Origin of the sequence: Rheinheimera mangrovi, assembly GCF_003990335.1 — a bacterium.
Classification (GTDB): Bacteria; Pseudomonadota; Gammaproteobacteria; order Enterobacterales; family Alteromonadaceae; genus Pararheinheimera; species Pararheinheimera mangrovi.
This window is the reverse complement of sequence record NZ_CP034683.1, coordinates 2,462,468-2,477,935: the sequence shown is the minus strand read 5'-3', so window position 1 is coordinate 2,477,935 and position 15,468 is coordinate 2,462,468. Positions and strand designations below refer to the sequence as shown.

12 protein-coding genes are annotated in these 15,468 nt (G+C 47.5%); 7 read left to right on the top strand and 5 right to left on the bottom strand.

Going from position 1 to position 15,468, the window contains the following annotated elements; translation table 11 throughout:
* Positions 1-46 precede the first annotated feature (46 nt).
* From EK374_RS11115 to EK374_RS11095, 5 genes are all read left to right on the top strand, one after another.
* The gene (locus tag EK374_RS11115; protein WP_127023314.1) at positions 47-1,072 is read left to right on the top strand and encodes an isoaspartyl peptidase/L-asparaginase family protein; all 1,026 of its coding nucleotides are present in this window, start codon (positions 47-49) and stop codon (positions 1,070-1,072) included.
* A 55-nt stretch (positions 1,073-1,127) separates the two neighbouring features.
* Positions 1,128-1,547 (top strand): CBS domain-containing protein, encoded by a 420-nt coding sequence (locus tag EK374_RS11110; protein WP_127023311.1) that lies wholly within the window; start codon positions 1,128-1,130, stop codon positions 1,545-1,547.
* A gap of 150 nt (positions 1,548-1,697) precedes the next feature.
* Entirely contained in the window at positions 1,698-5,630 is a 3,933-nt protein-coding gene (gene hrpA / locus EK374_RS11105) for an ATP-dependent RNA helicase HrpA (protein ID WP_206099183.1), read from the top strand.
* A gap of 101 nt (positions 5,631-5,731) precedes the next feature.
* Positions 5,732-6,118 (top strand): response regulator, encoded by a 387-nt coding sequence (locus EK374_RS11100; RefSeq protein WP_233280232.1) that lies wholly within the window; start codon positions 5,732-5,734, stop codon positions 6,116-6,118.
* A gap of 67 nt (positions 6,119-6,185) precedes the next feature.
* Positions 6,186-6,485 carry a PilZ domain-containing protein gene (locus tag EK374_RS11095; RefSeq protein WP_127023307.1) on the top strand — a complete coding sequence of 100 codons (300 nt, stop codon included), beginning with the start codon at positions 6,186-6,188 and terminating at the stop codon, positions 6,483-6,485.
* A 21-nt stretch (positions 6,486-6,506) separates the two neighbouring features.
* On the opposite strand, the gene EK374_RS11090 is transcribed toward EK374_RS11095, so the two are convergent.
* From EK374_RS11090 to EK374_RS11080, 3 genes are all read right to left on the bottom strand, one after another.
* Positions 6,507-7,085, bottom strand: coding sequence for a lysozyme inhibitor LprI family protein (locus tag EK374_RS11090; RefSeq protein ID WP_127023304.1), 579 nt, complete (start codon positions 7,083-7,085; stop codon positions 6,507-6,509).
* Positions 7,086-7,639: 554 nt separating this feature from the next.
* Positions 7,640-8,215 (bottom strand): YceI family protein, encoded by a 576-nt coding sequence (locus EK374_RS11085; RefSeq protein ID WP_127023301.1) that lies wholly within the window; start codon positions 8,213-8,215, stop codon positions 7,640-7,642.
* Positions 8,216-8,257: 42 nt separating this feature from the next.
* Positions 8,258-9,448, bottom strand: coding sequence for a class I SAM-dependent rRNA methyltransferase (locus EK374_RS11080; protein ID WP_127023298.1), 1,191 nt, complete (start codon positions 9,446-9,448; stop codon positions 8,258-8,260).
* Between the two features lie 90 nt (positions 9,449-9,538).
* Here EK374_RS11080 and EK374_RS11075 point away from each other — a divergent pair, with 90 nt between their 5' ends.
* Positions 9,539-10,546 (top strand): NAD(P)H-quinone oxidoreductase, encoded by a 1,008-nt coding sequence (locus EK374_RS11075; RefSeq protein ID WP_127023295.1) that lies wholly within the window; start codon positions 9,539-9,541, stop codon positions 10,544-10,546.
* Between the two features lie 31 nt (positions 10,547-10,577).
* Here the strand turns inward: EK374_RS11075 and EK374_RS11070 are convergent, their stop codons facing one another.
* Positions 10,578-11,984: an MFS transporter gene (locus EK374_RS11070; RefSeq protein ID WP_127023292.1), complete on the bottom strand. Its 1,407-nt coding sequence runs from the start codon at positions 11,982-11,984 to the stop codon at positions 10,578-10,580.
* Between the two features lie 163 nt (positions 11,985-12,147).
* Positions 12,148-14,211 carry a methionine--tRNA ligase gene (metG, locus tag EK374_RS11065; protein ID WP_127023289.1) on the bottom strand — a complete coding sequence of 688 codons (2,064 nt, stop codon included), beginning with the start codon at positions 14,209-14,211 and terminating at the stop codon, positions 12,148-12,150.
* A 166-nt stretch (positions 14,212-14,377) separates the two neighbouring features.
* On the opposite strand from metG, the gene apbC reads away from it, so the two are divergent.
* On the top strand, positions 14,378-15,466 hold the full coding sequence (gene apbC / locus EK374_RS11060) for an iron-sulfur cluster carrier protein ApbC (protein ID WP_127023286.1): 1,089 nt from the start codon (positions 14,378-14,380) through the stop codon (positions 15,464-15,466).
* Positions 15,467-15,468 lie beyond the last annotated feature (2 nt).

Sequence of the window (15,468 nt, the reverse complement as noted above, 5' to 3'; positions counted from 1 at the left end):
CGCGGTACAACTTGAAGTAACTAATAAAATAATCAGGGTACTTTGTATGCGCCGCACCATGTCTTTTTTAGCCTTAAGCTGCTTTTCTGCTCTGGCTTTTGCCAAACAACCTATAGCTATCGTCATACACGGTGGTGCCGGTACCATCAATAAAAGCCAGATGACAGAGGCTCAGGAGCAGGCCTATCACGCCACATTAAAACATGCGGTGGATACAGGTTATGCGGTGCTGGAGAAAGGCGGCAGCAGTGTGGATGCGGTCACGGCCGCCGTACTGATTATGGAAGATTCTCCGCTTTTTAACGCTGGTAAAGGCGCTGTCTATACCTACGACGAAGGTCACGAGCTGGATGCGTCCATCATGCGGGGGGATAACCTGATGGCGGGCGCAGCTTCAGGTTTAACTCACGTGAAAAACCCTGTGTTATTAGCCCGTGCTGTGATGGAAAAGTCTGAGCATGTGATGCTCTCGGGTGCTGGTGCTGAGCAATTTGCCAAAGAGCAGGGGCTGGCGCTGGTAGAAAACTCTTATTTTGATACAGAGTTTCGATATGAGGCGTTGAAAAAAGCTAAACAAAGTATGCAAAAAGTGCCTCATCAGGCACAAAACTATCGCTTAATTGCGCCATGGCAACCCGAGTGGAATATGGGCACTGTGGGCGCTGTGGCTATGGATCGCAGTGGTTTATTAACAGCGGCAACCTCGACTGGCGGCATGACGGCAAAACGTTATGGACGTATTGGTGATGCACCTATTATTGGCGCTGGTAACTTTGCTGACAATGCCAGCTGTGCGGTTTCTGCCACTGGTCACGGCGAGTTTTTTATCCGTTACCGTGTTGCTTCTGATATTTGTGCCAGAGTGAAATATAAGGGCATCAGCGCCGACAAAGCGGCTGATCAGGTCATTCAGCAGGAGCTGGCGAAAGTAGGTGGCACTGGTGGGGTGATCCTGATTGATCACAAAGGAAAAGTAAGCTGGAGCTTTAATACCGAAGGCATGTATAGAGCAAAACGATCCGAAGGTGAAGCTGCAGTGACTGAAATTTTTAAAGAGAGTTCAGCCAAGTAGTCAGCTCTGGTCTAAGCTTAAGGTGTTGTGAAAATACGACACTTTTGAGGGGCTTATGGACTTATTAAAAATATCCGATCATATGAATCGTCACCCTGTGACCTTTACCGAAGAGATGTCTGTCGAAGAAGCGGTGAATAAACTGATCCTTGCCGAACAACTTGGCGGACCTGTGATCAACAAAGAGAAAAAGGTGATAGGTTTTGTGTCTGAACAGGATTGTCTGTCCAGAATGTTGTCATGCACTTACCATTTACAGCAATCAGCTTCTGTCAAAGACGTGATGCGCACCGAAGTGTTAACGGTTAAGTCCTACCACGGCATAGTAGACTTAGCCCAAACCATGCTGCAGGCCAAGCCTAAAGTGTATCCTGTGGTGGATGATGATGGTTATTTGCTGGGGGTGATTAGCAGAACAGATGTACTAAGAGCGATAGACTTAGAACTACACTCCCATTACAAAGCGGTAAGCTAATCGATTTTACGCTGAGCGGGCGGGTGCGAGACCCGCCCCTACGGGTATTAATATTAAATGTGCAGTAAAAGCACCGTTTTAAGCGGTGCTTTTACTGGATCTAAAGCCCCTGAACTTGGTAGCATGTCGCCCCTATTTATTGAGGGCCTTGTGTTGACCGACTCTACTGCTAAACCCGCTGTTGCTAGCAATCACCTTAATACGGACGCTGAAATTTCTGTTGCCGCGCTTACCAAAGCCATAGCCAATTCTTTATCCAAAGATCAGCACAGGTTCCGTCAGTCTTTACAGAATATAAAAAGGCAACAGGATGAGAGCAAACAGCATCAGTTGATGCAGCAATTGTCGGCAAAAATTACCGCCTCTATGCAGCTACGGGCTCAACGTTTGGCTGCTGTGCCCACTATTGAATACCCGGCTGAACTACCTGTTGTAGGTAAAAAAGACGACATTAAAGCCGCCATCGCCAAACATCAGGTGGTGATTATTGCCGGTGAAACAGGCTCGGGTAAAACCACTCAAATTCCAAAAATTTGTTTAGAGTTAGGCCGTGGTGTGGCTGGCATGATAGGTCATACCCAACCACGTCGTTTAGCGGCGCGCAGTGTATCTGCCCGTTTAGCTGAAGAACTGAAATGTCCTGTGGGTCAGCAGGTCGGTTATAAAATCCGCTTTGGTGATCACACAGCGCCTACGACCTTAGTCAAACTAATGACAGACGGTGTGCTGCTGGCTGAAATTCAGCAAGACAGGTTTTTAAATCAATACGACACACTGATCATCGACGAAGCGCACGAGCGCAGTTTAAATATCGATTTTCTGCTGGGTTATTTAAAGCAGCTGTTACCACGCCGCCCTGATTTAAAAGTCATTATTACCTCGGCCACTATAGATCCAGAACGTTTTTCCAAACACTTTTTTGATGCGCCTATTATCGAAGTCTCAGGCCGCACTTATCCGGTGGAAACCCGTTACCGGCCTGTGGCGGAAATCGACGATAAAGATGCCGATCAGCTGCAATCTATCTTTGATGCAGTCGAAGAGTTATACCGCGAGCCGCCAGGCGATATTCTGATTTTCTTAAACGGTGAGCGCGAAATTCGTGACACAGCAGATGCGCTGGAAAAGCTGAAACTCCCTCATACCGAGATATTGCCTTTGTATGCCCGTTTAAGTGCGGCCGAGCAAAATCGCATATTCCAGACCGGCGTAGGGCGGCGCATCGTCTTATCGACCAACGTGGCAGAAACCTCCTTAACAGTGCCAGGTATCCGTTATGTGATAGACCCTGGCACAGTGCGTATTTCGCGTTACAGCTATCGCTCCAAAGTGCAACAGCTGCCGATTGAAGCCGTCAGTCAGGCCAGCGCCAATCAGCGTAAAGGCCGTTGTGGTCGTGTCGCCGCTGGTATTTGTATTCGCTTATACAGCGAAGAGGATTTTAATGGCAGACCAGAATTTACCGATCCGGAAATTCTGCGCACCAACTTGGCCTCTGTTATTTTACAAATGCTGGCCTTGGGTTTAGGGGATATTCAGGCGTTTCCGTTTTTAGAAAGGCCAGACAGCCGTTTTATTAACGACGGTATTAAGCTGTTGGAAGAACTCGGGGCAGTGAAGCCTCAGTCCAACAGCCATAGTCTGCAAATGACCGACTTAGGTCGTCAAATCAGCCGCTTACCTGTAGATCCCCGTTTAGCCCGTATGGTGTTTGCGGCCACTAAGCACAGTTGTCTGCAGGATGTGCTGGTGATAGTGTCGGCTTTGTCTATTCAAGACCCACGAGAGCGGCCTTTGGATAAACAGCAAAAAGCCGATGAATTGCATGGCCGTTTTGCCGATCCGGATTCAGATTTCAGTGCCTGGCTTAAACTTTGGGCATATCTACAAGAAAAGCAGGACGAGCTGACCAACAACCAGTTCCGCCGTTTATGTAAACAAGAGCTGTTGAACTACCTGCGGGTGCGTGAATGGCAGGATTTGTATGGTCAACTGAGCCAGATTTGCACTGAACAGCAATGGAGCCTGAATTCGCAGGTCGCCTCATACGAGCAAATCCATAGTGCCTTACTGACAGGATTATTAGGCCAAATTGGTAGCCGCGACAGCGACGCCGACTACATGGGCCCACGCCAAAGTCGCTTTTTTGTCTTCCCGGGCAGCAGTTTATTTAAACGAAAACCTAAATGGGTGATGGCGGCTGAACTGGTGGAAACCTCCAAGCTGTATGCCCGCGCTGTCGCCAAGATAGAGCCTGAATGGATAGAACCAGCGGCGGCGCATTTAGTCAGCCGTAGTTATAGCGAGCCACACTGGGAAAAGAAAAAAGGTGCAGTGGTGGCTTATGAGCAGGTGTCTTTGTATGGCCTAATCATTGTGGGCAAACGCCCTGTGCTGTACAGCAAAATTGATCCGGCCACCTGCCATAAAATTTTTATTCGTAGTGCGTTAGTGGAGCAGGAGCTGGGTTTAAACGAAAGTTTTTTGCAGCACAACCAAAAGCTGATCGAGCAGGTCACAGAGCTGGAAGAAAAAGCCAGAAGGCGCGATATTCTGGTGGACGAAGAAACACTAGCCGATTTTTATGCCGAAAAAATTCCACTCTGGGCCAATAACAGAGTGGATTTTGCCAAGTGGTGGAAAGAGGCCAAAGCCAAAGATGCCAAATTGCTGCATCTGGATCTAGACCAGCTGTACAAGAGGGATGCCTCTGAAGTCACAGCCGATAAATTTCCGGAGTTCTGGCGTCAGGGCAATTTAACTTTACCTTTGGATTATCATTTCTCACCTGGGGCGCCGGACGACGGTGTCAGTCTGGTGGTGCCTTTGTCGTTATTAAATCAGCTGGAAGAGCAGGGTTTCGACTGGTTGATCCCGGGCCTGCGGCATGATTTATTGGTCGCATTGATTAAATGCCTGCCCAAACAATACAGACGCAACTTTGTGCCAGCACCTAATTATGCCGATGCCTTATTGCAAAGTATTAAACCCGAAGACGGCCCATTGCTGGATGTGGTCAGTAACAGATTAAAACGTATGTCAGGCGTGACTATTCCGGATGACGCCTGGGAGCTTTCCGGTATTGACACCCATCTGAAGTTTAACTTTAAGGTGGTGGATGACAAAGGTAACACCTTAAAACAAGGTCGTTCTTTAGCACTATTAAAACAAGAGCTGCAAGGCAAAGTGCAACAGAACCTGAGTCAGGTGGCAGAGCGGGGCATTGAGCAGGACAAGCTGACCCAGTGGTCTTTTGGCCAGTTGCCGCGTGAATACATCAAAATGCAGGCCGGTTATCAAATCAAAGCCTATCCAGCTTTGGTGGATAACAAAGATTCGGTGTCTATTAAGCTGTTGGATAACGCCGAACAAGCGGCACAACAAAGCAAACTGGGTTTGCGTCGGTTGGTGCTGTTAAACGTGCCATCACCAGTCAAATACTTGCAGGAGTCCTTGCCTAATAAGGCCAAGCTTGGTTTGTACTTTAATCCATTTGGTAAAGTGCTTGAGCTGATAGACGACTGTATCGCCGCTGGTGTGGATCAACTGATCTGTGAGCAGCCCTGGCCTGAAACCGAAGCTGACTTTACCGCTGTCAAAGAAAAAATCCGTGCAGAGCTGGGTGAAACCGTGCTTCGTATTGCATTAAAAGTGGAGCAAATTTTAACCCTGGGTCATGAAATTCAGAAAAAGCTCAAAGGTAAAGTTGAGTTTAAACATGTGCAAGGTCAGGGGGAAATCAAGCAACATCTCGACTCTTTGTTGTTTAAAGGTTTTGTCAGCACTCATGGTGCGGCACGTTTGGATGCTATTTTGCGTTATTTACAGGCACTACAAAAACGTCAGGAAAAACTACCTGTCGATCCGAATCGTGATCGTTTGATGTCACACGAATATCAAAAAGCAGAAGATGCTTATCAAAGCTTGTTGGGTAAATTTGCCGGGCGTACTATTCCGGAACCTGTACTGGCCATCCGCTGGATGCTGGAAGAACTTAAGGTGTCCTTGCATGCTCAAACTTTAGGAACACCTTATCCAGTGTCGGTAAAACGCATTTTGCTGGCGGTTAGTGAGTTAAAATAACCTGAGTTTTTCAACGGATTTTTTGGCAAATTATTAAATAGGCCATACACTTAAGTGAAACGCATCGATGCGTTTGAATGGAGATCACAAGGATGCAGACAATGGAACTGAAGCAAAAAAAGGTCATGATAGTGGACGACGAGGATTTTATGTTTCGTTTGCTGGAGTTGGCATTATCACCTTTTTATCAGGTCAGTTATGCCAAAAGCGGGGTTGAGGCCTTGCAATTGGTGCTGCAGCAACAGCCTGATCTGGTAATGATGGATATTTGCATGCCAGGTCTGGATGGTCTGGACACTTGCCGCTTGTTAAAAAACGCCCCTGAAACCGGTCATATCCCCATTCTTATAATGTCCGGACTCGATACTCCACGTGACGAAGTGACAGCGCTGGATGCTGGTGCAGACGCTTTTGTCAGTAAACCTATCAGTGCTCGGCATATTCAGATGCTGGTTGACGATTTACTCTGCAGTCATTCCCACAAATAAGGCTTTACAGCTGCTTGTTGCGGATCTATAAAAGAAGTCAATCCCAATAACTGCAGTAATACAGCTTATGTTAGGCCATAGTGATAAACGTAACTACTACCGTATGATGGTGAATGCTCAGGTGGAGTTGATGATCAACGATCCACAATCCGGAAGGGTCATTAATGCGATATGCCGTGACTTAAGCTCTACTGGCATGTCACTGGAAATTGATGAACCATTGGAGATGGGGGTCATGCTGTACATAAAAATGCAAAGCTCCAACCCCAGTATTCCGCCTTTGTCCGCCCACGCTAGGGTGATGCGCTGCGCCCAGGAACAGGAAGATTGTTACCAGTTGGGTGTGCAAATTGTTGAGCTGAATTAAATAGTCTTAGTGGTACTTTGGCTATTTAGTTTTGCAGCTCATCAGTGGTGCTTCGTACCCCCATTGCACAGTAAAAACGCCAGCTTGCTCGGATAACTTTTCATTTCTGCCGGCGTAACTCAGATCGGCTTGTTGGTACATTAGTGATACCCGATCGCCATAATCAGCTATTAAGGTGGCTGGTGTTGTAGGGTAATAACACAATGAAATTTCATGGGCTGGATTGTTTTCACAGCCAAGCACTAATTTTTTACTGCTAGCCACCAGTTCGTAACGCGCCTGTAACTCAGCAATGCGCTGGGTATAATGCACTGAAGCACATGCTTTTTTGTCATCTTCTTTCCAGCACTCAGCTTTACCTTTCACCCAACCCCGCTGTTCAGCTTTTAACACTGGGGGTCTTTCATTGGCCGCTTTTGCTAAAGCTTGCTGATAGACCTCTGCCAGTTGTTGATCTTGTTTGAGGAGCTCCTGGTCTGAACAAATCAGTTGGTCAACGGTTCCTAATTCTTTGGCCTGGCAATTGATTTGGTTGTCTGCTGCTGCCGCCTGAAGCTGGGTTGTGGCGAGTAGGGTGGTTAGTAGCAGTAGTGATTTCATCTTCCTATCCTTTTGAAATTGCTGTGGTAACAGTGTCAGGGAAAGTGGGGCAAATCAAGTTTGGTTACTAAATAATTCATAAATCTAGATCAGCTTTTGAGTTGGTTTATTTCAACGCTTTCGCCGTAGGCGAGATACTTTCTTTTGCTTCGCCTAAAGAAAGTAGCGCAAAGCAGAAAAGTGCAGGAGCACTTTTCAACAGACGAAGTCTGGCCCAGAGGGTGAATTACATGGATGTAATTCATAAAAGGCGACCCTGGCCGCTGCGACAACGCTTGCGTTGAGCAGCTTTAGCTTGCCCCGAAGGGGACGAACGAAGTGAGTATAAAGCCCGCTCAAAAAAGTGCGTCCAAGGCGATTGTGCAACTCGTTCGTCGCTACCGCTCCTCGCTCAAACACTCCTCGTCTTAAAAGCTTGCCCACCCATTTTTGAACGGCTTGCGGCTAAGGGGGGCAGTTTGTAGTTGGTATGGTTGAATACTTCAGAGAGGCTAAATCACAACAAAAAAGCCACCAAGCGGTGGCTGTTTCACAAATCAAACTAAACCAAAAGCTTACTTCGTTAACACCAGACTAAAAGTCGTTGGTACCATTGGGCTGATGGCTTTCAGGCCTGCCAGTTCACGTAGTTTTTCTACGCCAGCATTTAATTCAAACTTGTTTACGTCCAGCATAATTGGCGCCACAGTGGTCACTACCAATTGGCTGTCTGAGGCTTTGGTCACTTTTACTTTAGCCATCAGGCTTTGGGTTTTAGTGAGTAAGGTCAGATCCAGCGCTTGATCCACAACTACGCTGTCACCTGTGTTTAAGCCTGCTAACACTTTACTGTCGACTTTGCCTTTGGCCGTAATAGTGGCGTATTGTTTGGCCGCTAACACATGTTCCAGAATACGTTCGTTACGAATTGGAATAGCCGTGTCCACTGTCAGGGCTGGGATAGTCACCGCAAACTCGCCTGCTTCAGTTAAGCTGCCTGTTAAGTCTTTAAAGCTGTGAGTTTCAGCAACAACGTCATTTTTTACAGACACAAAGTTCAGGCTGGATTGCTGGCTGTTCACTGACCAGTCAGCGGCTGCGGCAAAACTTAATGTGGCTGCCACTACTAAAGCTAATTTTTTCATCGTCATCGAACACTCCTTTTGTGATGGTCTCAGAACAAAATTCTGAGATTAGAATACCTTACAAACTAAACCTTTCAGATAATGACCTTCAGGGTAGAAGCTGGCAATAGGGTGGTCGCTGGATTGACTGAGTTTTTCGATAAACAAACAATCTTTGTTCGCATCCAGCGCAGCATCCGCGACAATTTTTTGGAACAACATTTCGTCCATTAAGCCTGAACAGCTGAAGGTTAGTAATAAACCACCTGGTTTCACCAGCTGCATAGCCACACGGTTGATGTCTTTGTAACCACGGGCGGCTTGCATCAATTGGGCTTTGCTATCGGCAAATTTTGGCGGATCTAAAATCACCATATCAAACAACTTGCCTTGCTCTTTGTATTCGCGCAGCAGTTTAAACACGTCCTGTTTGACGTTGTTGGCTTTATCCAGTTCCATGTTGTTCAGCACTAAATTGCGTTCAGCGGTTTTTAAGGCTAAATCCGACATATCCACGTTAGTGACATGAGCCGCTCCACCTTTTAAACACGACAATGCAAAAGTGCCGGTGTAGCTAAAGCAGTTCAGCACAGTTTTGCCTTTCGCCAGACGGCCTGCTGCAGCGCGTGAATCGCGTTGGTCCAGATAAAAACCTGTTTTGTGGCCGTTGATCACATCGACCAGAATTTTCATGCCGTTTTCTAAAATCACCACTTCGCCGCTCTCGCGCGGCAAATGTAACCATCCGGTCACTGGTTTTAAGCCTTCTTTTTTACGCACATCCACATCTGAACGCTCGTAAATACTGACGTCAGGGAAGGTTTGCTTTAATGCTTCAACAATCAACTCGCGGTTTGCATCGGCACCAGCGGATAACAGCTGACAAACCAGTACATCGGCGTATAAGTCGATAGTCACGCCAGGTAAACCATCAGATTCAGCTGCTACTACACGTAAACCATTGGTTTGGTTTAGATCGTACATATCCTGACGCACAGACCAAGCGCGCTGAATACGGCGCGTGAAAAAGGCCTGATCAATCTGTTCTTTTTCGTTAAAAGTCCAGGCGCGTACGCGGATTTGCGAGTCGGCTGAATAAGCTCCGCGGCATAACCATTTCCCGTCGTGGGTTAATACATCTACAGTTTCACCCGACTCTGGTTTGCCTTTAACCTGCAATACCGCTTTAGAGAACACCCAAGGGTGGCGGCGTCTTAAGGATTTTTCGCGTTCGGGTTGTAAAATGATACTGTGAGACATACATGAACTCTGTAGATGGGCAAGGGGCGCTATTTTAGTGAAGAGCGCGCAAAAGCTAAAGCAAAACTATAGCAAGTTAAAGGTAAATAGATGCAAAACTATCAGATCCCAGCGCAAATGACCGCTATTGAGGTGATCAATCCAGGCAATCAAAGCCAGTTGCAGCAGGTCACGGTGGCAGTTCCGGGGTTAAAAGCCGGGCAGGTGCTGGTCAAAGTCGCAGCTGCAGGTATCAACAGAGCGGACTTATTGCAGCGTTCGGGTTTGTATCCACCACCGCCGGGAGAATCCGATATTTTAGGTTTGGAGGTTGCGGGCACTGTGGTGGCTGTGGCTGAGGACGTATCTTCGGATTGGCTGGGTGAAGCTGTTTTTGCTTTAGTACCTGGTGGTGGTTATGCCCAGTATGTGGCTTTACCCGCTGAGCATTTAATTAAAAAGCCTGCAGCTTTAGGTATGGCTCAAGCTGCGGCTTGCGCTGAAGTGTTTTTAACTGCTTTTCAGGCCATGCGCGCTGTAGGCAACTTACCAGATCAAGGCGCATTGTTAGTGCATGCAGGGGCCAGCGGGGTAGGCACTGCAGCTATACAGCTGGGAAAAGCCCTGGGCTGTTTTGTTGCTGTGACAGTGGGTTCAGAGGATAAAGCCAAAGCTTGCTTAGCTTTAGGGGCTGACGTTGCTATCAACTACAAAACTCATGATTTTGCCGCTGAATTAAAAGCAGTGAGGCCACAAGGTTTTGATTTAATTATTGATCCTGTGGCGGCGGATTACATTGCCAAAGATATTCAACTGCTGGCACTGGATGGTCAGATCGTAGTGCTTTCCATGCTTGGCGGCCGTATGACGCCAGAACTGGATTTAGGTCTGATGCTGAAAAAGCGCGGTCAATTGCTATGCTCTACGCTTCGAAGCCGCACAGACAGCTACAAAGCGGCCTTAGTCAGCGATTTTAATCAGCAGTTTGGCAGTGCTTTGGCAGCTGGAGACATCAAGCCTGTACTGGCAGAAAGTATCGACTGGTCAGAGGCGGAGCGGGCGCATCAATTGCTCTCTGCGAATGCCGTAGTAGGTAAACTGGTGCTTACCCTGTTTTGAGTTTGGCCATTGCCTAAAAGAACAAACCGGCTTAAACCGGTTTGTTTTCATCTTTGCGTTGATCCTGAACGGGTTCAGGGACGGCTTCAGTTGTATCTATCTGCACTTCTGGCGCAGCTGCAGCGTCCATACTGCTCAGCTCCTGATCTGCTGTTGGCAGTTCAGCATCCGGATGATGGGGGTGAACCATTTGCTCCTGCACCATTTGTTCATCAACCCGTGGGTCTAAGGCTGCGGCTAAAGGCGATGACACCAAATCGCCTGAGGCCATTACATAATCCTGAGACACTTCTTTATCCTGTTGTTTTTGCTGGTAATTGACATGAGTTAACCGTAAAAACAGCAGCAGGGTACAAAGCGCCATAAAACCATACAACATGCTGTTGCCGACCAGTTGCATAAAGCCTGAGGCAATTAAAGGACCGATACAGGCGCCCATACCAAAGGTCAGCAAAATGGTAGCGGATAAAGCCACCCGGTGTTCCTGTTCGACATTTTGATTCGCCAGGGCTGTGGCCAGCGGGTACAAAGTAAAAGCCAGAATGCCAAAAGCAAAAGTGAATATCAGCGCAAAGACGCCGCTTAACGGCAAAATGGCAATGCAAAGCACTACGCCACCTAACAGAACTGTGTTGATACGAATTAGACGACTACGCCGTATCTTGTCAGATAAACGCCCCATAGGCCATTGCGCCAGCAACCCTGCAATCACTGTGGTGGCCATGTAAGCCGCCACTTGTTCTGTACTGGCGCCACTGTGCGCTATATAGGCAGGAGCTAAACCGTAAAAGGAACCCACAATAACGCCCGCCATCGCAATAGTGGTCAGTGACTGTGGTACTTTTTGCCAGAACAGTTTGATTTTAAGTGGAGCTGGTTGCAAAGGCGCCGGGTGAATACGGCGGGTTAAAGCCAAAGGCACAATACAAAGTGCAAAACACATAGCAACAATCAGCAGAGGTTTTAGTGTCAGCTCCGGGTTTAAGCTAATCGCCAACTGGCCCAGCACCAAGCCTAAGTAGGAGACAATCATATAACTGGCAAAGACTGTGCCGCGGTTTTTACTGTCGGCTTGCTCGTTCAGCCAGCTTTCCAGCACCATATACATACACATCATGCCCATACCGACCATCAGACGCAGCACAAGCCAAATGGCTAAATCGTCTATTAAGGCATGACCCAACGCGCTTGCTGTGGTAATGCCGGCGCTGGCAACAAAAGCACGGATATGACCAACTCGGGCTATTAAACGGTGACCAATTTTAGAACCAGCGACTAAACCCAGATAATAAGCCGACATCATGCCGCCTATCCAGATTTGCGCTGCAGAGTCTGCGGCTAGGCGCAAACCTAAATACGTAGTCAGTACCCCAGAGGCGAGTACCATCAATAAGGTGGCAAAATACAACGAAGAAAACGAACGCAGAATGTTAGACATGCTTTTCCTTGTCACAAAAAAGGGTAGTCAACCGGCTACCCTAAGTAATTGGAGTTGCAGCGAGGCGACAAGCGATCGAGACCCCAGGAGCATAGTTCACCTATGTGACTGGGGCGAGGTTGCGTAGTCAACAAAGCTGCAGCTTCAAGAACGACGGGTAGATCTACTTCACTCGCATTCCAGGCGTAGCCCCATCATCTGGCGTCAGCAGGAAAATATCGCTGCCGCCAGGACCTGCGGCCATGACCATACCTTCGGACATGCCAAACCGCATTTTACGAGGTGCTAAGTTGGCAACCATCACAGTCAGACGGCCTATTAACTGCTCCGGCTGGTACGCAGATTTAATGCCGGCGAACACCTGACGTTGCTCGTTGCCTAAATCCAGCTGTAGTTTCACCAGTTTGTCAGCGCCTTCCACATGTTCGGCGTTGATAATGCGGGCAACCCGTAAATCCAGTTTGGCAAAGTCATCAATGCTGATGGTTTCGCCTATTGGTTCAATGGCGATTTCTGCTGAATCGGCAGCAGGGGCTGCTTTTGTTTCCGCAGCGGCTTTAGCCACTGGTGCAGCAGCTGTAGGTTGTAAGTTCTCTTTAGATCCTTCGACCATAGCTTCTACCTTTGTCATTTCTACACGTTGCATCAGTGGCTTAAATACATTGATGCTGTGATTGGTTAAAGCAGTCTGATACGTCGACCAGCTTAATTCGTCGTTTAAAAACAGTTCCACTTCTTTAGCCATGGCCGGCAGCACTGGTTTTAAGTAATGCATTAGTACGCGGAACAGGTTGATGCCCATAGAGCAGACCAAATGCGCTTCGGTTAAGGTCGCTTCATTTTTTGCCAGCACCCAAGGCGCTTTGGCGTCAATGTATTGGTTGGCTTTATCGGCCAGCGCCATAATTTCGCGAATAGCTCGGGCAAATTCACGTTTTTCAAAGCTTTCGGCAATAGTTTCGCCAGCGGCTGTGAACTCTGCTAATAAAGCAGGTTCTGCAATCTCGGCACTTAACTTGCCATCGAATTTTTTGCTGATAAAGCTGGCACAGCGGCTGGCGATATTGACCACTTTGCCAACCAAATCTGCATTCACTTTTTGCGCGAAATCTTCCAGATTTAAGTCTAAGTCTGTGATGTTGCTGGTCAGCTTGGACGCAAAGTAATAACGCAGATACTCCGGGTTTAAATGTTCCAGATAAGTACGGGCTTTGATAAAGGTGCCGCGTGACTTGGACATTTTGGCGCCGTTGACAGTAACAAAACCGTGCGCATAGACAGAGGTCGGTTTACGGTAACCTGCGCCATCTAACATAGCTGGCCAGAACAGACTGTGGAAATAGATAATGTCTTTACCGATAAAGTGGTAAATCTCAGCCTTTGAGTCTTTTTGCCAGAACTGGTCAAAGTTAACGCCGGTTTTATCACAGTAGTTTTTAAAGCTGGCCAGGTAGCCGATAGGGGCGTCTAACCAGACATAAAAAAACTTGCCTGGCGCGCCTGGAATTTCAAAACCAAAATATGGTGCGTCGCGGCTGATATCCCATTGTTGCAGACCTTCGGTAAACCATTCCTGCAGTTTGTTCGCCATTTCGTCCTGCAATGAACCACTGCGGGTCCAGTCTTTTAGCATTTGCTCAAAAGCAGGCAGGTCGAAGAAATAGTGTTCGCTGTCTTTTAACACTGGCGTTGCGCCAGAGACCACAGAACGTGGGTTTTTCAGTTCAGTCGGGCTATAAGTCGCGCCGCAGGAGTCACAGCTGTCGCCGTTTTGATCCAAAGCACCACATTTCGGGCAGTCGCCTTTAACGAAACGGTCCGGCAGGAACATTTGTTTTTCCGGGTCAAACAGCTGGCTGATGGTTTTGCGTTTTATATAACCACCTTGATCCAGCTTGGTGTAAATCTCACTGGCGAACTGCTTGTTCTCTTCACTGTGCGTGCTGTGATAGTTATCAAAACCAATTAAAAATTCAGCAAAATCAGCCTGATGCTCTTTGGCAGTCTGAGCAATCATTTGCTCAGGCGTTAAACCCAGCTGCTGAGCTTTAAGCATAATTGGCGTGCCATGAGCATCGTCCGCACAGACGTAATAACACTGATGACCACGGGCTTTTTGGAAACGGGACCAGATATCAGTCTGAATATATTCCAGCATATGACCTAAGTGAATGGGGCCATTGGCGTAAGGTAAAGCACTGGTGATAAGAATTTTGCGTTGTGTCATCGATAACTCATAGATATATCACTGAAAAAAGTGGCTTAATGATACAATAGCCGGCGTTAAAGCGCACCAGTTCAACAGCAGCAAAGCGCTGAAAAGCTGGCAAAGCTTACAGAAAATACAGTTGGCAGGAATAGAACCCCTTCAGCAACACAGATCGAGTGAGACGATGTGGTTTAAATGGTTTAAAAAAGCAGCAGAGCAGTCAGCTTCGGCACAGATGCCGGAAGCATTAGCCAAAACTTTGGCTGAATTTCAAAGCAACGAATTTCCTATGCCGCTGGATACTTTGATTCAGCAGGCCAGTTTTAATAGCAAATACAATAGCCTGAGCTTAACGCTGAAGTTTCCATGGGCCTCTCTGGCTGATGAGTTATTGCCGGTGCTTCAGCAGGTGCAGCCAGACCTCAGGCTTGAATTAAGCAGCGAAAACACTGCAGAACCTGTCTACCGCAACATCAAACAGGTGATTTTAGTGGCGTCTGGCAAAGGTGGTGTAGGTAAAAGCACCACTGCGGTCAATTTGGCGGTGGCTTTAGGTTTAGAAGGCGCCAAAGTAGGGCTGTTGGATGCCGATATTTATGGTCCTTCCATTCCAACTATGTTGGGGTTAAAAGACGCCAAAGCAGAATCACCGGATGATAAACATTTGTTGCCAAAACAAGCGGCTGGTATTTATCTGCAGTCTATAGGATTTTTAGTCGACCCTACACAAGCATCGGTCTGGCGTGGCCCTATGGCCAGTCAGGCCTTGTTACAGCTTTTAAATGAAACCTTGTGGCCGGATTTAGATTATTTAATTGTCGATATGCCGCCTGGCACAGGCGATATTCAACTGACTATGTCGCAAAAACTTCCGGTGACAGGGGCTTTGATCGTCACAACACCGCAGGATGTGGCGTTGGCTGACGCGCAAAAAGCTATATCTATGTTTCGCAGCGTGAATATTCCTGTGCTTGGACTGGTAGAAAACATGAGTTTTTACCAGTGCAGTCACTGCGGTGAAATCGACGATATTTTTGGTACCAATGGCGGCTTAGAATTAGCTGAACGTTATCAGGTGCCTGTGCTGGGTCAGTTACCCTTACAAAAACAAATACGCCAGTCCTGTGATGCCGGAACGCCTTTAGTGCTGAACCCAGCCGAAAGCGGTACTGGTTTTTACCGGGCTATAGCACGACAACTGAGCTTTGCTTTATATTGGAACTCCCAACATCAGCAAGCAAAGCAACCCGAAATTATTTTTACGGATGATTAACC